Origin of the sequence: Amycolatopsis sp. FDAARGOS 1241 (assembly GCF_016889705.1) — a bacterium.
In the GTDB taxonomy this organism is placed as follows: domain Bacteria; phylum Actinomycetota; class Actinomycetes; order Mycobacteriales; family Pseudonocardiaceae; genus Amycolatopsis.
Genome location: NZ_CP069526.1, coordinates 2,888,812 through 2,913,407, shown reverse-complemented (window position 1 = coordinate 2,913,407; position 24,596 = coordinate 2,888,812). Strand labels below are relative to the sequence as shown.

22 protein-coding genes are annotated in these 24,596 nt (G+C 70.5%); 10 read left to right on the top strand and 12 right to left on the bottom strand.

Annotated elements, in window-relative coordinates; genetic code table 11:
- The first annotated feature begins 1 nt into the window (after position 1).
- On the top strand, positions 2-577 hold the full coding sequence (locus tag I6J71_RS14410; protein WP_204095179.1) for an HD domain-containing protein: 576 nt from the start codon (positions 2-4) through the stop codon (positions 575-577).
- Between the two features lie 13 nt (positions 578-590).
- Here the strand turns inward: I6J71_RS14410 and thrS are convergent, their stop codons facing one another.
- Both thrS and coaE read right to left on the bottom strand, forming a co-directional pair.
- On the bottom strand, positions 591-1,787 hold the full coding sequence (thrS, locus tag I6J71_RS14405; RefSeq protein WP_204095178.1) for a threonine--tRNA ligase: 1,197 nt from the start codon (positions 1,785-1,787) through the stop codon (positions 591-593).
- A 188-nt stretch (positions 1,788-1,975) separates the two neighbouring features.
- Positions 1,976-3,163, bottom strand: a complete 1,188-nt coding sequence (gene coaE / locus I6J71_RS14400; protein ID WP_204095177.1) for a dephospho-CoA kinase — start codon at positions 3,161-3,163, stop codon at positions 1,976-1,978.
- 205 nt (positions 3,164-3,368) lie between these two features.
- On the opposite strand from coaE, the gene I6J71_RS14395 reads away from it, so the two are divergent.
- On the top strand, positions 3,369-3,584 hold the full coding sequence (locus I6J71_RS14395) for a hypothetical protein (protein ID WP_204095176.1): 216 nt from the start codon (positions 3,369-3,371) through the stop codon (positions 3,582-3,584).
- A 73-nt stretch (positions 3,585-3,657) separates the two neighbouring features.
- Here the strand turns inward: I6J71_RS14395 and I6J71_RS14390 are convergent, their stop codons facing one another.
- Complete coding sequence (locus I6J71_RS14390; RefSeq protein WP_204095175.1) at positions 3,658-4,656, bottom strand: GlxA family transcriptional regulator; 999 nt, start codon at positions 4,654-4,656, stop codon at positions 3,658-3,660.
- A gap of 12 nt (positions 4,657-4,668) precedes the next feature.
- Complete coding sequence (locus tag I6J71_RS14385) at positions 4,669-5,109, bottom strand: OsmC family protein (protein WP_204095174.1); 441 nt, start codon at positions 5,107-5,109, stop codon at positions 4,669-4,671.
- A 211-nt stretch (positions 5,110-5,320) separates the two neighbouring features.
- Here I6J71_RS14385 and I6J71_RS14380 point away from each other — a divergent pair, with 211 nt between their 5' ends.
- The gene (locus I6J71_RS14380; RefSeq protein ID WP_204095173.1) at positions 5,321-5,956 is read left to right on the top strand and encodes a TetR/AcrR family transcriptional regulator; all 636 of its coding nucleotides are present in this window, start codon (positions 5,321-5,323) and stop codon (positions 5,954-5,956) included.
- Between the two features lie 165 nt (positions 5,957-6,121).
- On the opposite strand, the gene rpsA is transcribed toward I6J71_RS14380, so the two are convergent.
- Positions 6,122-7,612 (bottom strand): 30S ribosomal protein S1, encoded by a 1,491-nt coding sequence (gene rpsA / locus I6J71_RS14375; RefSeq protein WP_204095172.1) that lies wholly within the window; start codon positions 7,610-7,612, stop codon positions 6,122-6,124.
- A 302-nt stretch (positions 7,613-7,914) separates the two neighbouring features.
- On the opposite strand from rpsA, the gene I6J71_RS14370 reads away from it, so the two are divergent.
- From I6J71_RS14370 to I6J71_RS14345, 6 genes are all read left to right on the top strand, one after another.
- Positions 7,915-8,769, top strand: a complete 855-nt coding sequence (locus I6J71_RS14370) for a class I SAM-dependent methyltransferase (protein ID WP_204095171.1) — start codon at positions 7,915-7,917, stop codon at positions 8,767-8,769.
- Positions 8,770-8,788: 19 nt separating this feature from the next.
- On the top strand, positions 8,789-9,700 hold the full coding sequence (locus tag I6J71_RS14365; protein ID WP_204095170.1) for a GNAT family N-acetyltransferase: 912 nt from the start codon (positions 8,789-8,791) through the stop codon (positions 9,698-9,700).
- A 131-nt stretch (positions 9,701-9,831) separates the two neighbouring features.
- Positions 9,832-10,548 (top strand): ABC transporter ATP-binding protein, encoded by a 717-nt coding sequence (locus I6J71_RS14360; RefSeq protein WP_204095169.1) that lies wholly within the window; start codon positions 9,832-9,834, stop codon positions 10,546-10,548.
- Positions 10,545-12,470, top strand: coding sequence for a YhgE/Pip domain-containing protein (locus I6J71_RS14355; protein WP_204095168.1), 1,926 nt, complete (start codon positions 10,545-10,547; stop codon positions 12,468-12,470). Before I6J71_RS14360 ends, I6J71_RS14355 begins: the two co-directional genes overlap by 4 nt.
- Positions 12,467-13,039, top strand: coding sequence for a TetR/AcrR family transcriptional regulator (locus tag I6J71_RS14350; protein WP_204095167.1), 573 nt, complete (start codon positions 12,467-12,469; stop codon positions 13,037-13,039). Before I6J71_RS14355 ends, I6J71_RS14350 begins: the two co-directional genes overlap by 4 nt.
- Positions 13,040-13,354: 315 nt before the next feature.
- Positions 13,355-14,182 (top strand): DUF72 domain-containing protein, encoded by an 828-nt coding sequence (locus I6J71_RS14345; RefSeq protein ID WP_204097051.1) that lies wholly within the window; start codon positions 13,355-13,357, stop codon positions 14,180-14,182.
- 746 nt (positions 14,183-14,928) lie between these two features.
- Here the strand turns inward: I6J71_RS14345 and I6J71_RS14340 are convergent.
- Both I6J71_RS14340 and polA read right to left on the bottom strand, forming a co-directional pair.
- On the bottom strand, positions 14,929-15,483 hold the full coding sequence (locus tag I6J71_RS14340) for an EF-hand domain-containing protein (RefSeq protein WP_204095166.1): 555 nt from the start codon (positions 15,481-15,483) through the stop codon (positions 14,929-14,931).
- Positions 15,484-15,679: 196 nt separating this feature from the next.
- Positions 15,680-18,415, bottom strand: coding sequence for a DNA polymerase I (polA, locus tag I6J71_RS14335; RefSeq protein WP_204095165.1), 2,736 nt, complete (start codon positions 18,413-18,415; stop codon positions 15,680-15,682).
- A 62-nt stretch (positions 18,416-18,477) separates the two neighbouring features.
- Between polA and I6J71_RS14330 the strand changes: the two genes are divergently transcribed.
- Positions 18,478-18,915, top strand: coding sequence for a PaaI family thioesterase (locus I6J71_RS14330; protein WP_204095164.1), 438 nt, complete (start codon positions 18,478-18,480; stop codon positions 18,913-18,915).
- Between the two features lie 220 nt (positions 18,916-19,135).
- Here I6J71_RS14330 and I6J71_RS14325 read toward each other — a convergent pair whose 3' ends face one another.
- The 5 genes from I6J71_RS14325 to I6J71_RS14305 form a co-directional block, all read right to left on the bottom strand.
- The gene (locus I6J71_RS14325; RefSeq protein ID WP_204095163.1) at positions 19,136-19,849 is read right to left on the bottom strand and encodes an ABC transporter ATP-binding protein; all 714 of its coding nucleotides are present in this window, start codon (positions 19,847-19,849) and stop codon (positions 19,136-19,138) included.
- Positions 19,836-20,765 carry an ABC transporter ATP-binding protein gene (locus tag I6J71_RS14320; protein WP_204095162.1) on the bottom strand — a complete coding sequence of 310 codons (930 nt, stop codon included), beginning with the start codon at positions 20,763-20,765 and terminating at the stop codon, positions 19,836-19,838. Before I6J71_RS14320 ends, I6J71_RS14325 begins: the two co-directional genes overlap by 14 nt.
- Positions 20,762-21,910, bottom strand: coding sequence for a branched-chain amino acid ABC transporter permease (locus I6J71_RS14315; protein ID WP_204095161.1), 1,149 nt, complete (start codon positions 21,908-21,910; stop codon positions 20,762-20,764). Before I6J71_RS14315 ends, I6J71_RS14320 begins: the two co-directional genes overlap by 4 nt.
- Positions 21,907-22,917 (bottom strand): branched-chain amino acid ABC transporter permease, encoded by a 1,011-nt coding sequence (locus tag I6J71_RS14310; protein ID WP_204095160.1) that lies wholly within the window; start codon positions 22,915-22,917, stop codon positions 21,907-21,909. Before I6J71_RS14310 ends, I6J71_RS14315 begins: the two co-directional genes overlap by 4 nt.
- A 92-nt stretch (positions 22,918-23,009) precedes the next feature.
- Positions 23,010-24,188: a branched-chain amino acid ABC transporter substrate-binding protein gene (locus I6J71_RS14305; protein WP_204097050.1), complete on the bottom strand. Its 1,179-nt coding sequence runs from the start codon at positions 24,186-24,188 to the stop codon at positions 23,010-23,012.
- Between the last annotated feature and the right edge of the window lie 408 nt (positions 24,189-24,596).

Genomic DNA, 24,596 nt, shown 5'->3' with positions numbered 1-24,596 from the left:
CATGTTCCCCGAGACGCCTGCCGCGGCGGCGGCGCTGACCGTGGCCACGCGCTACTGCTCACCCGCGCTGCTCAACCACTCCGTCCGCGCGTACTTGTGGGGCACCCACTACGCCGCCGCCCACGGCATCGCATTCGACGACGAGCTCTACTACGTGGCGGCCCTGCTGCACGACCTCGGGCTCATGCGCGAATTCGACAACCACCGCCTGGCGTTCGAGGACGCGGGCGGCCACCTGGCCTGGGTCTTCGGCATCGCGGCGGGCTGGCCCGCGGAGCGCGCCGCGCGTGCCGAGGAGATCATCGTCCTGCACATGCGCCCCGACGTCACGGCCGGCGCCGACGCCGAATCCCACCTGCTCCAGGTTGCCACGAGCTGGGACGTCTCGGGACGCCGGCCGGAGGAGTTCCCGGCCGAAGCGCGGGCCGGGGTGCTGTCGCGCTACCCGCGCCTGGACTTCGGCGCGCAGTTCCTGACGTGCTTCGAAGACCAGGCGGCCCGCAAACCGGCCAGCGCGGCGGGACAGGCGGTGGCGAGCGGGATCGGGACGAGGCTCGCCGCCAACCCGCTCGGCTGAGCCGGCCCCGGACTCACCACAGCACCGCCCCGCGAGCTGCCACCCGGCCGGCCGCCGCGGCGGCGAACTCCTTGGCCGGCAACGGATCCAGGTGCCGGCCATTGCGCAGCCGCGCAGCGACCACGTCCGCCTCGGCTTCTCGTGGGCCGACCACGAGCTGGTACGGCACGAACCGCGCGCGGCGAATGCGCGCGCCGAGGCTGCCGTCCGCCGACAGCTCGGACCGCAACCCGGCTTCGGCGCAGCAGCGCAGCACGGCTTCGGCCGCCGGCTGCTCGGCGGCCGAGACCGGCAGCACCACGACCTGCACCGGCGCGAGCCACGGCGGCAGCGCACCACCGTGCTCCTCGAGCAGCTGCGCCATCGCGCGTTCGACGCTGCCGAGCAGGCTGCGGTGCACCATCACCGGGCGGTGCCCGGCGCCGTCGGGGCCGATGAAGGCGAGATCGAACCGCTCGGGCTGGTGGAAGTCGACCTGGACCGTCGACAGGCTCACCGAGCGGCTGGCACTGTCGGCGACCTGGACGTCGATCTTCGGCCCGTAGAACGCCGCTTCGCCGGGCGCCACGTCGTAGTCGAACCCGTCGAGTGCCTCGACGAGCAGCGCCTGCGCGCGGGCCCAGTGCTCGGGTGAGCCGGCGTAGTCGCCGTCCCCGGCCAGCGACAAGCGGTAGCGCGCGGGCCGCAGGCCGAGGTCGGCGTGGACCCGGCGGATCAGCTCGAGCGCCGCGCGGGCCTCGCCCGCGACCTGGTCGAGCCGGCAGAAGACGTGGGCGTCGTTCAGCTGGATCCCGCGCACGCGGCCGAGCCCGCCGAGCACACCCGAAAGCTCGGCGCGGTACATCCCGCCCAGCTCGGCGATCCGCAGCGGCAGTTCGCGGTAGCTGTGCCCGCGGGAGCGGTAGATCAGCGCGTGGTGCGGGCACAGGCTGGGGCGCAGCACGAACTGCTCGCCGCCGACGGCCATGGGCGGGAACATGTCGTCGCGGTAGTGGGCCCAGTGGCCGGAGATCTCGTACAGCTCGCGTTTGCCGAGCACCGGCGAGCACACGTGCCGGTAGCCCGCGCGCCGTTCGACGGCGCGGACGTACTCCTCCAGCTCGTGGCGTACGACGGCGCCGTCGGGCAGCAGGTACGGCAGACCGGCGCCCATGAGCGGGTCGCTGCCGAACAGGCCGAGTTCACGACCGATCCTGCGGTGGTCGGGCACGGGTTCCTCCTCGGGACGGCGAGGCGGCGGCCCGGGCACCCAGTCGTACGACGAAAGCCCCGGGGTGGCCACCCCGGGGCTTTCGCTCAGTTCTCAGCGCGCCGGGACGGTGTCCGGCGTCGTCGTGCCGAGTGAGCGCTGCATGCCCGTGACGGTAACAGCGGGCACCGCGCTCGGGCACGTGGTTTTCACGGCCGCCAGGACGTGTCCGCGGCCCAGGCCTCCGCGCGTGCGAAGGCGGCGTTGACCCAGCTCTGCTTGGCCTCGGCGTACTGCACGACGGTCCCGTCGGCCTCGTGCTCGCGCGCCAGCTCCGTCTTCACCGCCGCGTACGCGTCGCGCTCGGCCGGGTGCGCACGGATCCAGTCGCGGAACAGCAGGGCGAGCCGCCACGCCGGCGTCTCGGTGGAGCGGACGTGCAGGTTCACCGCGCGCTTCGGGTCCGCGCCGACGTGGAAGCGCTTGGGCCACGGAACGGCGGAGCCGTCCTGCGGGTCGTCCCACCAGTCGCCGTCGAGGCGGGGGAAGCCGGCGTCGGCCAGGGCGTCCGACAGCGCGTCGGCGTCGGCGAGCGTGGAGACGGTCAGCTGCAGGTCGAGGACGTCCCTGGCGGGCAGCCCGGGCACGGACGTCGAGCCGATGTGGTCTGCGCGCACCAGCCGCTCGCCCGCGACCTGCCGCAACCGCGCCAGGCGGCGCTCGGCCTGCAGCGGCCAGCTCGCGTCGTACGGCGCGATCACCGGTGACATCGGCGGGCGCGGTTTGCGCAGCCGCAGGTTCGCCTCGTACGGCACGAGCCGGTCGGCCCACAACGCGTCGACCTCGGCGAGCACGGCGTCCTGCGCGCCGCCGTTGTCGAGCCAGACGTCGGCGACCGCGCGACGCTGCTCTTCGCTGGCCTGCGCGCGGATCCGCGCCCGCGCGTCGGCCTCCGCCATGCCGCGCGCCTCGACGAGCCGGCGCACGCGCACCTCCACGGGCGCGTCGACGATCACCACCAGGTGGTAGGCGGGGGCGAGGTTGCCTTCGACGAGCAGCGGGATGTCGTGCACGATCACCGCGTCGTCGGCCGCCTGGGCCATCAGCTCGGCCGTGCGCTTGCCGACGAGCGGGTGGACGATCCCGTTGAGGCGCTTGCGCGACTCCTCGTCCGCGAACGCCTTCGCGGCGAGCGCCGGCCGGTCCAGCGAGCCGTCAGGAGCGAGCACGTCCGCCCCGAACGCCTCCACGATCGCCGCCAGCCCGGGCGTGCCCGGCTCCACGACCTCGCGCGCGATCCGGTCGGAGTCCACGAGGACGGCCCCGTGCTCGGCGAACCGGCTCGCCACCGTCGATTTCCCCGCGCCGATCCCGCCCGTCAGGCCCACTCGCAGCATGGGGCCACCCTAACCAGGCCCGGCCGCCACCCGATCAGGGGACATGAGAGGCCTGCACGTGCACTCGCACGAGTGCACGCACACCCACCGTCGAAACGCAAGGACTTTTCCCACTGCTCCGGGTGACACGCCGTCCCGGCTACGCCGAATTGCCGAGGCGAGTGCGTACCGTGCGCGGCGGACGGGTAGCCCACACGGAGGAACGATGGCGGACAAGCACGTCGGTAAGCACCGGCTCGGAACGCCGGGCCTGGTGCACTGCGTTGCCTACCGCCAGGTGGCCGACGCCCTCGCCGAATACCGGCGGACCTGGCTCAGCGCACTGCTCGTGCCCGCCCAGCACAGCTTCGCCGGCCTCCGCCGCCGTGCCCGAGCCGCGGCCCTCGAACGCATCTGGGTGCCGGCGGTGTCGGCTTCCTGAGGTCGCCGTCCCGGCGATGAAGTCGCTCCGGCGCGCCGAGGATCGAACAAGCTCCCTCGAGGTGTGATGCCGGCTAGTGGCCGGCCCCGGCCAGAGCCGGAGTACCTGTCGTGCGGAAGCGCGCGCGGTAGGCGCTGGGCGGGATGCCCACTTCGCGCGCGAAGACCCGCCGCAGGGTTTCCGCGGAACCGAAGCCCGTGCGGCGGGCGACCACGTCCAGCGGGTCCGTACCACTTTCCAGCAGCTGCCGGGCGGCTTCGAGCCGGGTGCTTTCGACGAAACGCGCCACCGAGGTGCCCAGCTGTTCGCGGAAGAGCCGCGTGAGGTGGCGGACGCTGACGCCCGCGTCGTCGGCCAGGAGCGAGAGGCTGTGCTCCGCCGCCGGGTCGGCGGTGATGCGGTCCATGATCCGGCGCAGCAGGTCGTTGCGCGAGGGCTGCGCCGCGAGCCGCACGCTGAACTGCGACTGACCGCCGGGACGTTGCAGGAACACCACGAGGTGTTTGGCGACGAGCCGCGCGGCGGCCGAACCGAGGTCCTCCTCGACGAGAGCCAGCGACAGGTCGATGCCCGAGGTGACGCCCGCCGAGGAGATCACCGAGCCGTCGCGCACGAAAATCGCCTCGCAGTCGACCTCGACGCCCGGGTAGCGGCGGGCGAGCTGGTCTGCGAGCTCCCAGTGCGTGGCCGCGCGGCGGCCCTCCAGCAGGCCCGCGGCCGCGAGGGTGAAGGCGCCCGCGCAGACCGACGCCGTGCGACGGGCCTGGTGCGACAGGCGGCGAACCTCCCCGAGCAGGTGCTCGTCGGTCACCGTGCGCTGCCAGTCCGGACCTCCGGGGACGATGAGCGTGCCGCCCTTGACGTCGGCCTCCTCGAGCGCGACGTCAGCGCCGAGGCGGGTGCCGGTCGTGGTTCGGACGTCGGTGCCGCCGGGCGAAGCGGTCAGCAGTTCGTAGCTCGCGCCGTGCTCGTTGGCCATGCCGAAGACCTCGAGCGGCCCGGTGACGTCGAGCAGCCGCACCGAGTCGTACACCACGACCACGACCCGCTCGGACCGCGCACCCCGACCCATCCGCACGCTCCTTCAGACCAGTTTCGTCTGCACGTCGATCTGGTTCTCCAGCGTACGGTGCACGGGGCACTTGTCCGCGATCGCGAGCAGCTTCGCGCGCTGCTCGTCGTCGAGGTCGCCCTCGAGTTCGATCTCGCGCGTGATGCGGCTGACCATGCCGACCTCGGTGTCGCAGCGTTCGCAGTCGCGCGCGTGGATGCGGTCGTGCTTCAAGCGGATGTTCACGTTGGCCAGCGGAATGTTCTTGCGGTCGGCGTACATGCGCAGCGTGATCGCGGTGCACGAACCCAGTGCGCCGAGCAGGAAGTCGTACGGCGTGGGACCGCTGCCGTCACCGCCCATGGACACGGGCTCGTCGACGACGAACTCGTACCCGCCCGCGGTGACGTGCTGCGTGTAGCGGCCGGTGCCCGCCTCGCTGACGACGACGGTGCCCGGTTCCGGTTGGGTCATCCGGTGTGCCTCCTGCTCGCTTGCTCGATCGTTCCACTTGACCGAACGTCGTTTGTGGACGAAGCCATGCCACGCCGTGGCGAGGTCCACAAGACGAAGATCCCACAGATCCGGCCGCCCGGCGAAGTTCCCAACCGCGCCCGAATATCGTATCTTCACCAGGCGAGACGCGGACCTGTCCTGCGCGGCACGGGCGAAGGGGGTAAGGGACGTGGCCACCCGCCATCTGTCGACGCAGCCGGCCGAGCAGCACAACCGCGCACGGTTTCTCGACGCCGCACTGGCGGTGCTCACCGACCGCGGTGTCGGCGGCCTGACCGTGCGCGGCGTGGCCGAAGCGGCCGGCACGTCGACCATCACCGTCTACACACGCTTCGGCGGCCGCACCGGGTTGCTCGACGCGCTGTACGAGCGCGCGTTCGACCTGCTGCGCGAGCAGCTCCTCGACGTCCCGCCCGAATCCGAAGACGGCGTCGCCGACCTGCTCGACGTCGCGCTCGCGTACCGCCGCTTCGCGCTCGAGAGCCCGGCGCGCTACGCGATGATGTTCGAACGGTCGGTCCACGGCTACGACCCCGACCCGGCCCTGCGCACGGCCGTCCTGCGCACCACGTTCGCCATGTTCGTCGGCAAGATCCGCCGCATCAGCAGCGACCCGGCCGCCGACGCGCGGCAGTACGGCTACCTGCTGTGGACGTCGATGCACGGGCTCGTCAGCGTCGAGCTCACCATCCGCTCGCAGACCCCGCTCAACGACTGGTTCATCGAACCGACCGACGACGCCCACGAAGCCGTGTACCGCACGGGTGTGCTGTCGATGATCTCCGGCCTCGGCCTCCACAACTGACACCGGCCCGCCGGTGCGCTGATCCCCGCACGGTCTGGGCCTCCCCGAGCCGCCGTCAGCGCGAAACCGCCGCCCCGAAACGAAAACACCGCGGCCCCGGTCCGAACTGGACCGGGGCCGCGGTGTTCGTGCTCAGTGCTCAGTCAGCACCGGAAGCAGCGAGGTTCACGCACCACCGGAGAGCTTCTCGCGCAGAGCCGCGAGCTGCTCGTCGCTGGCCAGCGTGCCGCCGCTCTTGGTCTCGGCCGGAGCGGAGGTGTAGGACTGGTCGCCACCCTCGACGCCGGTCGCGGCGTCGGCAGCGGCTTCCGCGTCGGCCTCGGCGGCCTTCTTGACCTGCGCCATGTGGGCCTCGTAGCGCGCGTGGGCCTCGGCGTACTGCCGCTCCCACTCCTCGCGCTGCTTGTCGAAGCCTTCCTGCCACTCCTGGGTGTCCGGGTCGAAGCCTTCGGGGTAGATGTAGTTGCCCTCGGCGTCGTACTCGGCGGCCATGCCGTACTGGGTCGGGTCGAACTCGGTGTCCGGCGTGACGCCCTCGTTGGCCTGCTTCAGTGACAGCGAGATCCGGCGGCGCTCGAGGTCGATGTCGATGACCTTGACCAAGACGTCGCCGTTGACCTGGACGACCTGCTCCGGGATCTCCACGTGGCGCTCGGCCAGCTCGGAGATGTGCACCAGGCCCTCGATGCCCTCCTCGACGCGCACGAACGCACCGAACGGGACGAGCTTGGTGACCTTGCCCGGCACGATCTGGCCGATCGCGTGGGTGCGGGCGAACTGGCGCCACGGGTCTTCCTGGGTCGCCTTCAGCGACAGTGAGACGCGCTCGCGGTCCATGTCGACGTCCAGGACCTCGACCGTGACCTCCTGGCCGACCTCGACGACCTCGGACGGGTGGTCGATGTGCTTCCAGGACAGCTCGGAGACGTGCACGAGGCCGTCGACGCCACCCAGGTCCACGAAGGCACCGAAGTTGACGATGGACGAGACGACGCCCTTGCGGACCTGGCCCTTGGCGAGGTTGTTGAGGAACTCGCTGCGGACCTCGGACTGCGTCTGCTCGAGGTAGGCGCGGCGGGACAGGACCACGTTGTTGCGGTTCTTGTCCAGCTCGATGATCTTCGCCTCGAGCTCGCGGCCGACGTACGGCTGCAGGTCGCGCACGCGGCGCATCTCGACGAGCGAGGCGGGCAGGAAGCCGCGGAGGCCGATGTCGAGGATCAGGCCGCCCTTGACGACCTCGATGACGGTGCCCTTGACGGGCTCGTCCTTCTCCTTGAGCTCCTCGATCGTGCCCCAGGCGCGCTCGTACTGGGCGCGCTTCTTGGACAGGATCAGGCGGCCTTCCTTGTCCTCCTTCTGGAGAACGAGGGCTTCGACCTCATCGCCCACGGAGACAACCTCAGCCGGGTCGACATCGTGCTTGATGCTCAGCTCACGCGAGGGGATGACACCCTCGGTCTTGTACCCGATGTCGAGCAGGACCTCGTCGCGGTCGACCTTGACGATCGTGCCCTCGACGATGTCGCCATCGTTGAAGTACTTGATCGTCTTGTCGATCGCCGCGAGGAAGTCTTCCTCCGACCCGATATCGTTGATGGCGACCTGCTGCGGGCCGGCGGGGGCGGTCGGGGCGGTGGCGGTGTCGGTGGTCATTAGGCGGGTTGCTCCGGTGGATGGGATCGTAGGTGTGCAGTTGGCGACGCAGCAGGCTGCAAGACGAGACATGCAACGAACCCCACGAACCAACGTCGGGCAAACGTCCACCAGGGAACGACCGCGGCACGACCCGCAAACGGTGCGCGGCCCCGGCAGTGACGACCCGGGCAGCGCGAACCCACTGCGCTAACAGTCATCGTACGCGGGCTCCGGTAGGGCACACAATCAGGGTCCCCACTGCTCCCGGTACCCTTCTGGCGACGTTTCCGCCGGTGCCCACATTCCCGGGAGGCCCCGCTATGCCCGAGTCTTCGGCCGCGCCCGAGGCGGACCGCCACGCGCGCGCCGAGCAGCGGCTCGGCACGTCCGGCGTCGCGTACCGCGCGGTGCGCGGCGCGGAGGCGGTGGCCGCCAACCTCGCGTGGTGGGACGCCGATGCCGACGACTACCAGGCCACCCACGGCGGTTTCCTCGGCGACGCCGAGTTTGTCTGGTGCCCGGAGGGCGTGCGCGAGGCCGACGCGCGCCTGCTCGGCGACGTCCGCGGTCGGCGCGTGCTCGAGGTCGGCTGCGGCCAGGCGGCGTGCTCGCGCTGGCTAGCCGCGGCGGGCGCCGACGCCGTCGCGACCGACCTGTCGGGCGGGATGCTGCGCCACGCGCGCGAGGGCAACGAGCGCACCGGTGTCGCCGTGCCGCTCGTGCAGGCCAACGCGGAGCATCTGCCGTTCGCGCCGGCCAGTTTCGACGCCGCGTGCTCCGCGTTCGGCGCACTGCCGTTCGTGCCGTCGGTGGCCACGGTCTTCGCCGAGGTGCACCGCGTGCTGCGGCCCGGTTCGCCGTGGGTGTTCTCGGTGACCCACCCGATGCGCTGGATCTTCCCCGACGATCCGGGTCCGCAGGGGCTCACGGTCACACAGCCGTACTTCGACCGCACGCCCTACGTGGAGGTCGACGACGACGGCACAGCCACCTACGTCGAGTACCACCGCACGGTCGGCGACTACGTGCGCGCGCTCGCCGCGACCGGGTTCGCGCTCGAGGACCTGCTCGAGCCGGAGTGGCCGGAGGGGCACACCCGGACGTGGGGCCAGTGGAGCCCGTTGCGCGGCAAGCTCTTCCCCGGCACGGCGATCTTCCGCACGCGTCGCGCCTGAGCGGCTACGCTGCGCCTTCGTGGCCACGACCGAACCGGCGGCGCGCTTCGCCGCGCTCGACCCGCTGCTGCCGCCGCCCGCGCCGGCCGCCGCGGGCGAGCGCGTGTCCGCGGTGACGGCCGCCGGCGTGCGCGTGTCCGGTGTGGTGCAGCGCTACCGGCACGGCCCGGGTGACCCGCCCCTGCTGTGGTCGGCCGCGCAGGTGTGGCAATTGTTCCCCGACGCGGACACCCCGGGCACCGAGGGGTTCGACCTCCTGCTCGGCGAGCTGCGGGCGCTCGTGGACGGTGAGCCGCCCGGCGCCGATTCGGCGTGCGTGGTGAACTGGCCGAGCCGTGACGCCGAGGCGATCCGCGCGTTCCTCGACCATGGGCTCGCCCCGATGTCCGCACTGGCCGTGCGCACGACACCGCCGCCGTCGCCTGCGGAGCCGGCCCGCGACGGTGTCACTGTGCGCCTCGCGGGCCCCGCCGACTTCGACGAGGTGCTGACCCTCTGCGCGGCGACGTTCGACTACACGGGGCTGGTCGCGCACCGCCGCCGCGAGCAGACCGCCGAGCTGCTCGCCCCGGCGCTGCGCCGCGCGCTCGACGAACCGGTCACCTGGCTGGCCGAGGCCGGCGGCGAGGCCGTGGCGCTCGCGCAGTGCGCGTGGGTGGACTCGGCGCCGGACACCGACGCCGCCGAGCTGCTGCCACCGGGGCTCTGGGCATACGTGAACAACGTCGTGACCGCTCCGCGGTACCGCGGCAGCGGGGTCGGCCGCGCGCTCATGGCCCACGTGCACCGCGAACTGCTGCGCCCGGGCGTGGTCGGTGCGTACCTCTACTACAACCCGATGAACCCGCTCTCGTCGGTGTTCTGGCACCGGCAGGGTTACCGTCCACTGTGGACCTCCTGGGAAGCCCACCCGGCGTCCTCACTGCGGTGAACCGCGCACACGGCCGCCCGGTCGTGTGACGTGCGACCACTCGCCTTGCCCGTCGGTGATCAACTGAGCTACTTTTTGCACTGACCGGTCAGTTCAAAAGTGCCGGGTGCACCCACGTTGGAGAGTTCGCCGTGCAGGTACGAGCCGACCGGGTGTCCCTGGAGGGACCCCACGGCACACTGTTGCCACCCACCTCGCTCGCGGTCGAGGACGGTTGCGTGACGCTGGTCCACGGCGAGCCGGGCGTCGGGATCACCGCGCTCGCGCTGGCCCTCGCCGGGCGCGTCAAGCCGTCCACCGGCACCGTGACCGCCGACGTCCCCGGCCTGCTGCGGGACCTCGTCGCTGTGGTCGACGCCCCCGGTGTGAGCGAGCCCGACGAGGCGCTCGCCCTGCGCGTGGTCGCCGGCGAGGAGCTCGCGCTGGCGCACCGGCCCGCGGGCAAGGACGACGTGCTGCGCTGGCTCACCGAGCACGACGCCGCGCCCTTCGCCGGCACGCGGTTCGAGAACCTGGAACCCGCGCTGCGCACGCGGCTGCTCGCCGAGCTGGCCGCCGAGCGCACCGGTGTGCGCGTGCTCGTGCTCGACACCCCCGACCGGCACACGAGCCACGTCGAGTCGTGGACGGCGGTCGCCGAAGACCACGCGAAGCGCGGCCTGGCCGTCGCGGTGCTGACCGCGACGACGCCGGCCGCCGCCCTGCCCCACCCGCCGGCCCGCATCGGGTCGACCGACCAGCCCGGACCGGTGCGCCTGCTCGCCGGCCCAGAAGAAAGCAGCGCCGAAGAAAACGGCGCCGAAGAACCCCGCGCGGAAGAACTCAGCGCCGAAGGAGACCCGGCATGACCTCCCCCGACAAGCGCGCCGGCGGTCTCAACGCGTTCCGCATCGCGCACAACGAGCTGCGCCGGCTGTCGGCCGGCACGCTGCCCAAGCTGGCCCTCGGCGCGCTCGTGCTCGTGCCGCTGCTCTACGCGTCCTTCTACCTGTACGCGAACTACGACCCGTACGGCCGTCTCGACAAGCTGCCGGCCGCCGTGTTCACCTCCGACGCCGGGGCCAAGGACACGACGGGTGCGACGCGCAATGTCGGCCGCGAGGTGACCGACGAGCTCCTGAAGTCCGGTACCTTCCAGTGGCACGACGTGTCCGAACAGGACGCTCGAAACGGCGTGCGCGACGACAAGTACTCCTTCGCCATCGGGATCCCGCGCGACTTCTCGGCCGCGCTGCTCTCGTCGGGCACCTTCACCCCCCAGCAGGCGACGATCACGCTGACCACCAACGACGCCAACAACTACCTCGCGGGCACGATCGCGAAGCAGGTGGCCGACCAGGTGCGCAAGACGATCGCCGAAAAGGTCGGCGGCGAGGCGGCCGACCGCTTCCTCGTCGGCTTCTCCACGATCTACGGCAAGGTGTCCGACGCGGCCAACGGCGCCAAGGAGCTCGCCGACGGCGCCGCTCAGCTGCAGACCGGCCAGCACCAGCTCGCCGACGGCGCGAGTCAGCTGGCGACCGGATCGAGCTCGCTCGCCACGGGCCTCGGCACGCTCGAGTCGAGCACCGCACTGCTCCCGAGCCAGACGCAGCAGCTCGCGAGCGGCGCGGGCCAGGTCGCCGACGGCAACCAGCAGGTGGCCGACGCGGCCTCGGTCGCGGCCGCCGCGTCGTCGGACATCCAAGGCCGCCTCGACGGCTACCGCATGCAGCTGAACACCGACCTGCACGACGCGGGCCTGTCCGACAGCCAGGTGAACGACATCCTCGCGCGGCTCGACCAGCTGCGCTCCCCCGTCGACCAGGCGAACGCGAAGATCCAGTCCGCCAACGGTGACCTCGCGAAGCTGGCGAGCGGCGCGCGGCAGGTCTCGGACGGCGCGCGCCGGCTGGCCACGGCCGCGCCCCAGCTGTCGAGCGGGATCGCGCAGGCGTCCGACGGTGCCGACCGGCTGCGTGACGGCGCGGCGAAGCTGAACGACGGCGAGAAGACGGCCGTCACGGGTACCGACCAGCTCGCGAGCGGTGCGGCCCAGCTGCGCGACGGGCTGGCGGCCGGCCTCACGCAGATCCCCAACCCCGACGACCCGACCCGCACCGCCACGGCGAACACCATCGCCGACCCGGTCGCGGTGACGTCGAACGGCGTCGCCTCCGCCGGCACGTACGGCGCGGGCCTGGCCCCGTTCTTCATCTCGCTGGCGACGTGGATCGGTGCGTTCGTGCTGTTCCTGCTGATCCGGCCGCTGTCGACGCGGGCGCTCACCGCGGGCGCGGCACCGCTGCGGGTGGCGCTCGGCGGCTGGTTGTCGTCGGCCGTGCTGGGTATCGCGCAGGTGATCGTGCTGTTCGCGGCCGTCACGTGGCTGGTGGGCATCCACCCCGCGCACCCGCTGGGCGCGATCGGGTTCGCCGTCCTCGTGTCGCTGGCGTTCACGTCGGTGGTGCACGCGCTCAACGCGTTCTTCGGCGCGGTGGGCAAGTTCCTCGGGCTCGTGCTGCTGGTGCTGCAGCTGGTGAGCGCGGGCGGCACGTTCCCGTGGCAGACGATCCCCGACGCGCTCTACCCGCTGCACGTGGTGCTGCCGATGGGGTATGCGATCGACGGCTTCCGGCACCTGCTCTACACGGGCGCGTCGCTGCAGATCCTGGGAGACGTCGGGGTGCTGCTGGCCTACCTCGCCGGCGGGATCGTGCTGTCGACGCTCGCCGCTCGCAAGCACCGGGTGTGGTCGGTGTCCGCGCTGAAACCCGAGCTGAGCCTGTGAGGGAGTCGACCAAGCGGAAGCTTTTCGACGCGACCCTGCGGCTTTCGGCCAGCAGGGGCCTCGTGGGGCTGACGGTGGACGAGATCGCGACCGAGGCGGGCGTCGCCAAAGGCACGGTGTACTACAACTTCGGGTCCAAAGACGGGCTGGTCGACAGCCTGTTGCGCTTCGGCGTCGACTTGCTCGCCAGGCGCCTGCGCGCGGCCGTGACCGACGACGACCCGCTCACCGTGATCGAGGCACAGGTCGACACGACGCTCGAGTTCATCGCCGAGTACCCGGGGTTCTCGCAGATCGTGGTGAGCGAGCTGTGGCGCACACCGGGCCAGTGGCACGACACGCTGGCGCTGCTGCGCGAAGAGATCATCTCGCTCGTGAAGGGCCAGTTGCAGCGGCTCGCCCGCGCGGGCCGCCTGCCCGACGGCGTCGCCATCGAGACCGCCGCGGCGGGCCTGTTCGGCACGATGCTGGTCGTCGCGCTCGACTGGCAGGTCTTCCAGCCAGCGCGCACCCGCGCCGAAGTGCGCGAGTCCGTGATGGTGCTGATCCGGGGCCTCGGCCGCGGCTGAAGCGACCGAGCCCCCGTTCTCGCCGGGTGGTCAGCCGCAGTTGGCGCAGCAGCCGCAGCCCTTGCCGGTGCACGCCGAGCAGCAGCCGTGGCGCATGACGAACTGGAAGAGGCGCTTGATCATCTCTCGGTCCTCCGCTATCGATCGACACCTGCCCTGTCACGCTAAGTGAGGCAGCGGTGACGCGGGTACCGCTGAGTGGGCGGGTGACCCGGGTGAATCACGCCGCGGGCCCCGCGGACGCCGAGCGGTGCCCCGCCGCGCTGGGGCGGACCCGCTACGCTCGCTCGCATGAAACTCCACGTCGGCTGCGCGATGTGGACGCACGGGCCCTGGCAGGGGCGGTACCTGCCGCATCCCTTGGCGCCACACGAACGACTGCGGGCGTACGCCACGTGGTGCAACGCGGTCGAGGGCAACACGACGTTCTACGCGACGCCCTCCCGAGCCACGGTCGAGACCTGGGCCGAGCAGACGCCGGCGGACTTCCGCTTCGTGCTCAAGCTGCCGAAGACCATCACGCACGAACGGGGTCTCGGCGACGCCGACCTGCCGCTCAAGGCCTTCCTGACGGCGGTGGAGCCATTGGCCGAGCGCCTCCACACCGTCTGGATCCAGCTGCCGCCGTCGTTCTCGCCCGAGCACCTCGGCACGCTCGCGGGGTTCCTGCAGCGGTTGCCACGCGAGCACCGGTACGCGATCGAGGTGCGGCATCGCGCGTTCTTCGAGGACGCGCGGGCGGCCCAGTGGCTGGAGCGCGTCCTCGGCAGGGCCGGTGCCGAGTGGATCACCTTCGACACGACGGTGTTGTTCGCGAAGCCGCCGGGCAGCGAGGCCGAGCAGGAGGCGTGGGTGAAGAAGCCGCGGATGCCGCGCCGGCTGCGCGCGCTGACCGGTCACCCCGTGGTCCGTTATCTCGGGCGCGACGACGCCGGGCAGACGGCCGCGGGCTGGGGTCCGTGGGCCGACGCGGTGGCCGGGTGGCTGCGCGAGGGCCGGTCGCCGACGGTGTTCATCCACACGCCGGACAACGCCGACGCGCTCGCGCTCGCGCGGCGCTTCCACGACGAGGTGCGAACCCGGGTGCCGGAGGTCGAGGTGCTCGCCGAGCCGATGCCGGTGGGACCGCCGACGTTGTTCTGAGCCGGCTTCCACCCCGCACTGTCCACACCGGACGCCCAAGTGACGCAGCGGACGTCCGCCAGCCGACCGGGCAGCACGTCGAGCTGTCCGGTCGTCGAAGCTCCGCGCGCCGCTCATGGCAGCGGGCATGAGGTCGGGCACGTCGAAGCACACCAGGGCCGGTGGTGAGCCTGCTCGTGCCGCTCGTGACGCTCGTGCCACTGGGGCGCGGCAGACGGCGGGCGCCACGCGCGCACCGGCGGAGAACGCGCGCGCCTCCGGTTGCTGGATCCACACACGGCCGAGGTTGCCCCCGCCGAGCTGCGGAAGCCTTGACCCGCAGCGAAAAGCGGCCCACCTCCCAGCACAGTCACCCGGTCGCTGCCGCCCGCGCATCGGCATGGGGAGAGCGCGGGATCGGTCTCCCGCGCGGCCAGGCGACGGACCGCAGCTTCCACCCGGGCTCCGCCTCCGCCGGGCCGAAGAAAGCGCTGTCGAGGTCGGTGGCGATCGTCGTGACGGTGGCCATGGTTCGCGGGGCTCCGGCCGTGCTTCATTTGGTCGGCGGCGGACAGCGGCAGGAACTTCGGGCCTGCGTGGCGACGAGCGGGCGCAGGCGCTTCGAGCGCGGCGCGCCACGCGGGGGCAGCCCGGTGCAGCCGGAAGCCGGCGGTTGTGCCATCCGAATGGATGCCTGGTGCATCAGGTCTGCCCGACCCGACCGCGCGGCCCGGCCACCGGTACCGGCGGCCGGGGCGCGCGGGCCGTCAGCGGGCTGCCGGCGGAAGTTCGAACCGCCCGAACACCCACGTGCCCGGCGCGGCCGCGTCGTCTCCCGCCCAAAACTCGATCCAGTGCTCGGTGAACTCGCCGGCCGACACGTAACAGTCGCCGTCGAGGTCCAGCACCGGGAACACCGTGTCGGTGTCGGTCGCCGAGCCGTTCCACGTCTCGATCAGCCGGCGGTACTCCTCGCGGGAGATGCGCCCGTCGCCGTTCTCGTCGATGGCCTCGAACATCGCCGACGCCGTCCCGCGCATCGCGTCGGGCATGTCCCCCAGCTGGTCCACCACGAGCAGGACCTCGTCGACGGTCACCTTGTCGTCGCGGTCGATGTCGGACGCGGCGAGCAGCGTCGTCCACCAGCCCATCATGATCTCGGTCAGCCGCGTCGCCGCCGGCGAATCCGGGGCCAGGCCGCGGGCTTTCGTCCAGCGATCGGTGAGGGCCTGGAAGTCGGACTCGGTGAGGAATCCGTCGCCGTCGTCGTCCATCGCGCCGAACACGGTGGTGATCTTGCGTCTCTGCAGTTCGCTCGCCATCGCTCGCCGTCCTTTCGCGGGTCCCCCTTGGCCGGGGACCTCGTGGGCGAAGCTCAGCGTTGTCGCGCCTGAAGATCACCTGCACCGGCACCCGGGTCTGCCACGGCCACGACCCGGTGATTTCCGCAATGACGCGAAGTGACCGGAACGGCTCCCTCCCGGCGGGGGAAGGGGCCGTTCCGGCGAACGCGATCCGTCAGTGCGCGGCTTCGTTCCACGAACGGCCGTACCCCACCGAAACCTCCAGCGGCACCGCGAGGTCGTAGGCCGAACCCATGCCTTCGCGCACGAGCTTCTCGACCTCCGCGCGCTCACCCTCGGCGACCTCGAGCACGAGTTCGTCGTGCACCTGCAGCAGCACCCGGCTGCGCAGCTTCGCCTCCACCAGCGCGCGGTGCACGTTGAGCATCGCGACCTTGATGATGTCGGCCGCACTGCCCTGGATGGGCGCGTTGAGCGCCATGCGCTCCGCCATCTCGCGGCGCTGCCGGTTGTCGCTGTTGAGGTCCGGCAGGTAACGGCGGCGGCCGAAGATCGTTTCGGTGTAGCCGGTCTTCCCGGCTTCGCCCACGACCGACTGGAGGTAGTCGCGTACCCCGCCGAAGCGGTTGAAGTACGCCTCCATCTGCGCCTTCGCGTCTTCGGTCGAGATGCGCAGCTGCTGCGACAGCCCGTAGGCCGACAGCCCGTAGGCCAGGCCGTACGACATCGCCTTCACGCGGTAGCGCTGTTCGGGGGTGATCTCCTCGCCCGGCACGGAAAACGCGCGCGACGCGACGAACGTGTGCAGATCCTCACCGCTGTTGAACGCCTCGATCAAGCCGTCGTCCTGCGACAGGTGCGCCATGATCCGCATCTCGATCTGGCTGTAGTCCGCGGTCATCAGCTCGGCGTAACCCTCGCCGACGACGAACGCGTCGCGGATGCGCCGGCCTTCTTCCGTGCGCACCGGGATGTTCTGCAGGTTCGGGTCGACCGACGACAGGCGCCCCGTGGCCGCGATCGTCTGCTGGAGCGTGGTGTGGATGCGCCCGTCGTCGGCGATCGACTTGATGAGGCCTTCGACGGTGGTCCGCAGCCGGGTGGCGTCGCGGTGTTCCAGCATGTGCTGCAGGAACGGGTGCTCGGTCTTCTCGAACAGGCTCTGCAGCGCCTCGGCGTCCGTGGTGTAGCCGGTCTTGGTGCGCTTGGTCTTCGGCATGCCCAGCTCTTCGAACAGCACGACCTGCAGCTGCTTCGGCGAACCCAGGTTGATCTGCTTGCCGATCACCTTGTACGCCTCTTCGGCCGCCTGCGTGACCCGGCTGAGGTAGTGGGCCTCCAGCTCGGTCAGCTGCTCGACGTCGACAGCGATGCCCGCCGCCTCCAGCTCCGTGATGACCTCGAGCAGTGGCAGCTCCAGCTCGGTGAGCAGGCGGGCCCCGCCCAGCTGCCCGAGCTCCTCGCCCAGCGCGTCGGCGAGTTCGAAGATCGCGCGCGCCTTGACCAGCTCCTGCTGCATCTCCTGCTGCTCGAGCCCGTCGGCGCCGCCGTCGAGCAGCGACAGCTGACCGTCGCCCTCGCCGGTCTCCGAGCGCAGCTCGCGGTGCAGGTAGCGCAGCGCGAGGTCGTCGAGCTCGAACGTCCGCTGGCCCGGGCGCGCGAGGTAGGCCGCGAGCGCGGTGTCCATCACCAGGCCCGCGAGCGTCCAGCCGCGGGCCCGCACCGCGTGCAGCGCGACCTTCAGGTCATGGCCGATCTTGCGGACCTTCTCGTCGGCGAGCCACGCGGCCAGCGCCGCGTCGTCGGCCTCGTCCATCGCCGTGACGTCGACGTAGGCGCCTTCGCCGTCGGGCGCCGCGAACGCCAGCGCCCGCAGGTCCGAGCGGATCGACGCGCCGGTGGCTCGGAACGCCAGCGCCACCGGCGCGCCCTCGCCGGCGTGCGCGGCGAGCCACTCGCCCAGCCTGCCCGGCTCGACCGCGCCGCCCGAGACCTCGAAGCCCTCGTCGGCCTCCGGCTCGGCGCTGCTCAGCGTGGCGAAGAGCCGGTCGCGCAGCACCCGGAACTCCAGCTCGTCGAACAGGTGGTGCACGGCCTCGCGGTTCCACGGCCGCAGCTCGAGCTGGTCGGGGACCGTGTCCAGCGGCACGTCGCGCACCAGTTCGGTGAGCTGCCGGTTGAGAGCGACCGAGGTGAGGTGCTCGCGCAGCGCGTCGCCGACTTTCCCCTTGACCTCGTCGACGCGGTCGATGAGGTCGGCCAGCGTGCCGAACTGCCGGATCCACTTCGCGGCCGTCTTCTCCCCCACCCCGGGGATGCCCGGCAGGTTGTCCGACGGGTCGCCGCGCAGCGCCGCGAAGTCGGGGTACTGGCTCGGTGTGAGCCCGTACTTCTCCTCGACGGCATCCGGGGTGAACCGCACCAGGTCGGACACGCCGCGCTTCGGGTAAAGCACCGTGACGTGGTCGTTGACCAGCTGCAGCGCGTCGCGGTCGCCGGTGCAGATGAGCACGTCGAAGCTCTCCGCCTGGGTGGTGAGGGTGGCGATGATGTCGTCGGCCTCGAAGTTCTCCTTCGTGAGCGACGGGATGCCCAGCACGTCGAGCACCTCCTTGACCAGGTCGACCTGGCCGCGGAACTCGTCGGGCGTGGTGCTGCGGTTGGCCTTGTAGTCGGCGTAGGTCTCCGACCGGAAGGTCTTGCGCGAAAGGTCGAAGGCAACCGCGAGGTGGGTCGGCTCCTCGTCGCGCAGCAGGTTGATGAGCATCGAGGTGAAGCCGAACACCGCGTTGGTGACCTGCCCGGTCTTGGTCTTGAAGTTCTCCGCGGGCAGGGCGAAGAAGGCGCGGTAGGCCATCGAATGGCCGTCGATGAGCAGCAGTTTCGGCCGCTCGGCCGTGGTGGTGGCGGTTGTGGTGTTCGCTACGGTTCGGTTCTCACTCGGGCTCACGGAGCCGAGTCTAAAGTGAGGGCCCGACACTCTTGCGTGTCGCATAGGTTGAGGAGCGTTGCGTGACCGAGCAGGCCGGCGAAATCGAGCTGGGCACTTTCGTGGGGGTCGACCCAGCGGCTGCCGACCAGCAGCTCAACGACAAGATCGGGCTGAAGATCATCGAGGCCACGCCCGAGCGCGTCGTCGGCACCATCCCCGTCGAGGGCAACCTCCAGCCCTACGGCCTGCTGCACGGCGGCGCCAACGCGACGATCGCCGAAGCACTCGGCTCGATGGTCGCCGGGCTCAACGCGGGGCCGGACCGCGCCTCGATGGGCCTCGAGCTCTCGTGCACGCACCACCGCGCCGTGCGCTCGGGCACCGTCACCGCGGTCGCCACGCCGCTGCACGTCGGGCGCGGCACCATCACCGCGGAGATCGTGCTGACCGACGACGAGGGCCGGCGCACCTGCACCGCCCGCCTGACGTGCGTCGTGCGGGACCGGCCGCCGGTGTAGTCCGCCCCGGCTCCGCCGGCCGCGGTGAGAGCCGGCTTCCTCCCTCCCGATTTCACTCGGCCCGGGGCCCCGTGACATCGCTCAGTCCAGCAGCCGACGCAGTCTCACACTGGTGCGCCGGCCGTTGTGCGGAATGCGGGGCCGTGTCCGCCCGAGCTGCCGCAAAGAACCGGCCCCGTGCGCCGAAGCACGCGGGGCCGGTTCGCGAGGCTCCCCTGCCCTACCCCACGCCGAGGTAGGCCTCCTTGATGCTGGTGTCGGCCAGTAGCTCCTTGCCGGTGCCCGACTTGGTGATCTGCCCGGTCTCGAGCACGTACGCCCGGTGGGCCCGCGACAGCGCCTGCTGCGCGTTCTGTTCCACCAGCAGCACGGTCGTGCCCTGCCGGTTGATCTCCGTGATGATCCGGAAGATCTGCTGGATGAACTGCGGCGCGAGGCCCATCGACGGCTCGTCGAGCAGCAGCAGCCGCGGCTTCGCCATCAGCGCGCGGCCGATCGCCAGCATCTGCTGCTCACCACCGGACATCGTGCCACCGACCTGGCTCTTGCGTTCCGCGAGCCGCGGGAAGAGCTCGAAGACGCGTTCGAAGTCCGGCCGCAGGTTCTTCCGGTCCTTGCGGGCGTACGCGCCCATGTCCAGGTTCTCCAGCACCGTCATGCCTGGGAAGATCCCCCGGCCCTCGGGCGACTGGGAGATCCCGCGGACCACCCGCAGGTCACCGCGCAGGCGCGAGATGTCCTCGCCGTCGAAGCGGATCGTGCCGCCCGAGATCGGCCGGATCCCGGAGATGGCCCGCATCGTGGTGGACTTGCCCGCGCCGTTGGCCCCGATCAACGTGACGACTTCACCCTGGTTGACCGTGATGGACAGCCCCGACACGGCCTGGATCCGTCCGTAGTGGACGGACACGTTGTCGAGCTCAAGCAACGTCATCGTCGGGCACCCCCAGGTAGGCGGCGATCACCGCGGGGTTCTGCCGGATCTCGGCAGGCACACCCTCGGCGATCTTCTTGCCGAACTCCAGCACCACGATCCGGTCGGTCACGCCCATGACCAGCTTCATGTCGTGTTCGATCAGCAGGACGGTGAAGCCGTCGTCGCGGATAGTCCGGATCAGCCCCATGAGCTCTTCCTTCTCCGCCGGGTTGAACCCGGCGGCCGGCTCGTCGAGGCACAGCAGCTTCGGCTCGGTTGCGAGCGCCCGTGCGATCTCCAGGCGCCGCTGGTAGCCGTAGGGCAGGTTCTTCGCGCGGTCGGCCGCCCGGTCGGCGATGCCGACGAACTCCAGCAGCGCCATGCCCTTCTCGATCGCCTGCTTCTCCTCGCGGTGGTGGCGCGGAGTGCGGAGCAGGGCGCCGACCAGGCTGGTCTTGTGGCGGGCGTCGGTGCCGACCACCACGTTCTCCAGCGCCGTCATCTCCGAGAAGAGCCGGATGTTCTGGAACGTGCGCGCGATGCCGAGCTGCGTGATGGCGTGGCGCGAGGCCTTGCCCAGTGGCTTGTCCTCGAGCAGCACCCGGCCCGACGTGGGCCGGTAGACGCCGGTCATCGCGTTGAAGCACGTCGTCTTGCCGGCGCCGTTCGGGCCGATCAGGCCCAGGATCTCGCCGCGGCGGATGTCGAACGACACCGAGTCGAGCGCGACGAGGCCACCGAAGCGCACGGTGACGTCGTCCACTTTCAGCAGCGTCTGGCCGACCGAAACCGCGATGTCACGGTCCGGTGCGACGACCTCGGCGACCTCCGCCTCGTGCTCGGCGAGCTCCTCCGCGCTCATCTGGGCGACCTCGGCCACGAGGCCGCCCTCGGCCGGGACCTCCGGTCCGGTGCCGTTGCCAGGGGCGGTCATGCCTTCTCTCCCGTGGTCTCAGGGGCCAGCGAACCGTCGCTCGAGATCTGCTCGCCCTTGCCGAGCAGGCGCTGGTACGCCTGCCTGCCGTAGGTGAGCAGCCGCTGCCGCGCACCCAGCAGGCCCTGCGGGCGAAAGATCATCAGGATGATCAGCGCCAGGCCGAAGATCAGGTACTTGTACTCGGCGATCGCCTGGAACCGCAGCGGCACGTACGCCACCACGATCGCGCCCAGCAGCACGCCGACCTTGTTGCCCGCACCGCCGAGGATCACCGCGGCGAGGAACAGCATGGACGTGACGACGTCGAACTTCTGGTTGTTCACGAAGCCGAGCTGCCCGGCGTAGAGCGCACCGGAGAGACCACCGACGGCCGCACCGGACACGAACGCCCAGATCTTGAACTTGTAGGTCGGCAGGCCCATGATCTCGGCCGCGTCCTCGTCGTCGCGGATCGCGACCCAGGCGCGGCCGACCCGGCTGCGCTCCAGGTTCCCGACCAGGAACAGGACGATGATGATGATCGTGACGCAGAGCCAGTACCACGGTATGCCGTTCGTGTTGTTGAACAGCGGCGTGCCGTCGGCGTTCGTGCCCGGCGGGTGCCCGACCCCCTGGAAACCGCGGTTGCCACGCAGCGGGTCGACGTTGTCGGCCAGCAGCCGGACGATCTCGCCGAACCCCAGCGTCACGATCGCGAGGTAGTCACCGCGTAGCCGCAGCGTCGGTGTCCCGAGGATGACACCGAAGATCATCGTGACCACCATCGCGATGGGGAGCACGACGAGGAACGGCAGCTTGTGCAGCGACGAGTCGGGGCTTGTGAACAGCGCCATCACGTACGCGCCGACGGCGAAGAAGCCCACGTACCCGAGGTCCAGCAGGCCGGCCTGGCCGACGACGATGTTGAGGCCGATGGCGACCAGCGCGTAGCGGGACACCTCGAACATCGCGATCGGGAAGTCGTAACCCGGCTGCGTGGTGATGATCGGCGGGTTGAGCACGGGCAGCAGGTAGACGAGCGCCACCAGCGGCACGAGCACGAGCCACTGCTGCACCCGCGGCAGGTTGTTCCACCAGTCCGAGATCGGCCGCTTGCGCTTGGCCGGAGCGGGTGCGGCCGGTGCTGTCGAGGTCACCGTCATACCCGTGCCTTTCCGAGCGATTCACCGAGGATACCCGTCGGGCGGACCATCAGGATCAGCACGAGGAGCACGAACGCGACGACGTCGCGCCACTCCCCGCCGAACAGCGTCTGGCCGTAGTTCTCGACGACCCCCAGGATCAGGCCGCCGAGCAGCGCGCCGCGCAGGTTGCCGATGCCGCCCAGCACCGCGGCGGTGAACGCCTTGATGCCGAGGATGAACCCGCCCTGGTACGAAGCGCCCTGCGGGATCTTCATCATGTAGAACAGCGCGGCTGCGCCGGCGAGCAGGCCACCGATGAGGAACGTGAGCGTGATGACGCGTTCCTTGTTCACGCCCATGAGCGTGGCGGTGTCCGGGTCCTGCGCGACCGCGCGGATGCCCCGGCCGAACTTGGTCCGGTTGACGAACTGGTCCGTGGCGATCATCAGCAGGATCGACGCGATGATGGTGATGATCGTGACGTTGGTGACGGCGGCGCCGAAGATGTTGAACACCGGTTCGTTGCGCAGCAGGCGGATGCCCTGCTCCGCGTTGCCGCCGCGCCAGATGAACAGGATCTGCTGCAGCACGAACGACGCGCCGATCGCGGTGATCAGGAAGACCAGTTTCGGTGCGCCGCGTTTCCTCAGTGGACGGTAGGCGACGCGTTCGAGCAGCACGGCTGTACCGCCTGACACCGCCATCGAGGCCAGGAGGGCGATGAGCAGGAACCCGATCAGTTCGAACACCGGGAGCTCGGGGGTGCTGCCGGGCCGGAAGCCCAGGCCGAAGAAGGTGAACCACGTCGCGTAGGCGCCGTAGATGAACACCTCGGAGTGGGCGAAGTTGATGAGCTTGAGGACGCCGTAGACGAGGGTGTAGCCCAGCGCCACGAGCGCGTAGATACTGCCGTAAGCAAGACCGTCGATCGTGTTGGCCCAGAACTGGTCCAGGAATCCGCTCACGTCGAAGGTGATCCAGCTGTCGCCCTGTGCCAGGACGAGCGAGCTCAGGTCATGGGTCATCGACACACTAGTTCTCCATGTGGGTCCGGGGTGCGGGTCCGGCGGGATCGAGCCGCCGGACACGCACCCCGGTTACCGGAAGGGATTCTGGGCTACTTGATCTCGGTGTTGCGGACGATCTTCCCGTTCTCGACCTTGTAGGTCCACACGGTGGTCGCCGAGAGCTCACCCTGGGCGTTCCACTTGAAGTGCTTCGTGAGGCCCTGGCCGTCGTAGTTCTTGACGAAGTCGAGCAGCGCCGGGCGCGTGGTCTTGCCGGAGTCGATGCCCTTCAGCAGGATCGTGGCCAGGTCGTAGGCCTCGGGCGAGTAGGTGCCCGGGTCCTTGCCGGTCGCGGCCTTGTACGCGTCGGTGAACTTCGTGAACTGGTCGGCCGGCACGCACGGGCAGGTGAAGTACGCGTTGGCGGCGGCGTCGCCGGCGCCCTTCACGAACTCGTCGTCCTTCACACCGTCCGGGCCCACGAACTTCGCGGTGACACCGGCGTCGTTCAGCTGCTGCGCGAACGGAGCGGCTTCCTGGTAGTAGCCGGAGTAGAACACCGCGTCGGGCGCCGCGGCCTTGACCTTGTTGACCACGGCCGAGAAGTCGGTCTGCTTCGTCTTGACCTTGTCCTCGCACGCCAGGGCGCTGCCGAGGCCCTGCTTGGTCGTCGCGGCGAGACCGGTGCCGTACTCGGAGTCGTCCTCGATGACGCAGACCTTCTTGGCGCCGAGCTCACCGGTCATGAACTTCGCGGCGGCCGGGCCCTGGCTGTTGTCGTTGCCGAGGCCGCGGAAGAAGGTCTTCCAGCCGTTGGTGCTCAGCGCGGGTGCGGTGGCCGACGGCGTGACGGTCACGAGGCCCGCGCCGTTGAAGATGTTGCCCGCCGCCTTGGACTCACCCGAGAACGGGAGGCCCACCACGCCGATGATCGACGGGGTGTTGACGATCTGGGTCACGATGCCGGGCGCCTTGTCGGGCGTGCCCTCCGTGTCGAACTGCTCCAGCTTGACCTGGCAGTTCGGGTTCGCCTTGTTGTGCTGGTCGACCGCGAGCTTCGCACCGTTGAGGATGTTGATGCCCAGGGCCGCGTTCGCGCCGTTGATCGTGCCGGCGTACGCGATGGAGGTCGGCGAACACTGCGCCTTGCCGTCACCCGCCGGGTCGGCGGCGTTCGCTGCGGCCGACGGGGCGGCCGCCTGCGGCGCGCTGGTGTTGCCACCGCTCGAACCACTGTCGTTACGCGCCGCGCACGCGCTCAGGGAGATGGCCCCCGCAGCCGCCAGCACGAAGATCTTCGTGAGTCGTGCTCTCTGCACTCGTTCCTCCAAATGCCAACCAACCGCTCGCCTGAGCGGTTCGTCCCTGCGTGGGACCTGACTGGCCGCTGAAAGTAGCCGCCCCGTGAGGTGTTGCACAGAGTTACCCAGTGTCTTGTATCCACATCGTGACGGTCGTCACCGGCAGTAATGGACGCTTTCCACCCGATCGTCGTAATTTGACAACCGGGTGATGACAGTGAGTGTGCGAGTAAGCCTCAATCGGAGCACTTGACTTGCGGCCTTATTTCTGTTGGCAGTCTCCTTGACTCGGCTCGTTCGGTGAAGAGGTAACGAGACATGACCAGACTCGAAGGTAGCAAACTTGCCCTTTGAGACCGCGCAGAGCGACGGCACAACACACCAAAACGGGCGCGA

Bases quoted from the DNA above. Each gene is read 5' to 3' on its own strand.
- I6J71_RS14410 (WP_204095179.1), top strand. From the start codon at position 2: ATGTTCCCCGAGACGCCTGCCGCGGCGGCGGCGCTGACCGTGGCCACG.
- coaE (WP_204095177.1), bottom strand. From the start codon at position 3,163: ATGCTGCGAGTGGGCCTGACGGGCGGGATCGGCGCGGGGAAATCGACG.
- I6J71_RS14395 (WP_204095176.1), top strand. From the start codon at position 3,369: ATGGCGGACAAGCACGTCGGTAAGCACCGGCTCGGAACGCCGGGCCTG.
- I6J71_RS14390 (WP_204095175.1), bottom strand. From the start codon at position 4,656: ATGGGTCGGGGTGCGCGGTCCGAGCGGGTCGTGGTCGTGGTGTACGAC.
- I6J71_RS14385 (WP_204095174.1), bottom strand. From the start codon at position 5,109: ATGACCCAACCGGAACCGGGCACCGTCGTCGTCAGCGAGGCGGGCACC.
- rpsA (WP_204095172.1), bottom strand. From the start codon at position 7,612: ATGACCACCGACACCGCCACCGCCCCGACCGCCCCCGCCGGCCCGCAG.
- I6J71_RS14370 (WP_204095171.1), top strand. From the start codon at position 7,915: ATGCCCGAGTCTTCGGCCGCGCCCGAGGCGGACCGCCACGCGCGCGCC.
- I6J71_RS14355 (WP_204095168.1), top strand. From the start codon at position 10,545: ATGACCTCCCCCGACAAGCGCGCCGGCGGTCTCAACGCGTTCCGCATC.
- I6J71_RS14345 (WP_204097051.1), top strand. From the start codon at position 13,355: ATGTGGACGCACGGGCCCTGGCAGGGGCGGTACCTGCCGCATCCCTTG.
- I6J71_RS14340 (WP_204095166.1), bottom strand. From the start codon at position 15,483: ATGGCGAGCGAACTGCAGAGACGCAAGATCACCACCGTGTTCGGCGCG.
- I6J71_RS14325 (WP_204095163.1), bottom strand. From the start codon at position 19,849: ATGACGTTGCTTGAGCTCGACAACGTGTCCGTCCACTACGGACGGATC.
- I6J71_RS14320 (WP_204095162.1), bottom strand. From the start codon at position 20,765: ATGACCGCCCCTGGCAACGGCACCGGACCGGAGGTCCCGGCCGAGGGC.
- I6J71_RS14315 (WP_204095161.1), bottom strand. From the start codon at position 21,910: ATGACGGTGACCTCGACAGCACCGGCCGCACCCGCTCCGGCCAAGCGC.
- I6J71_RS14310 (WP_204095160.1), bottom strand. From the start codon at position 22,917: ATGACCCATGACCTGAGCTCGCTCGTCCTGGCACAGGGCGACAGCTGG.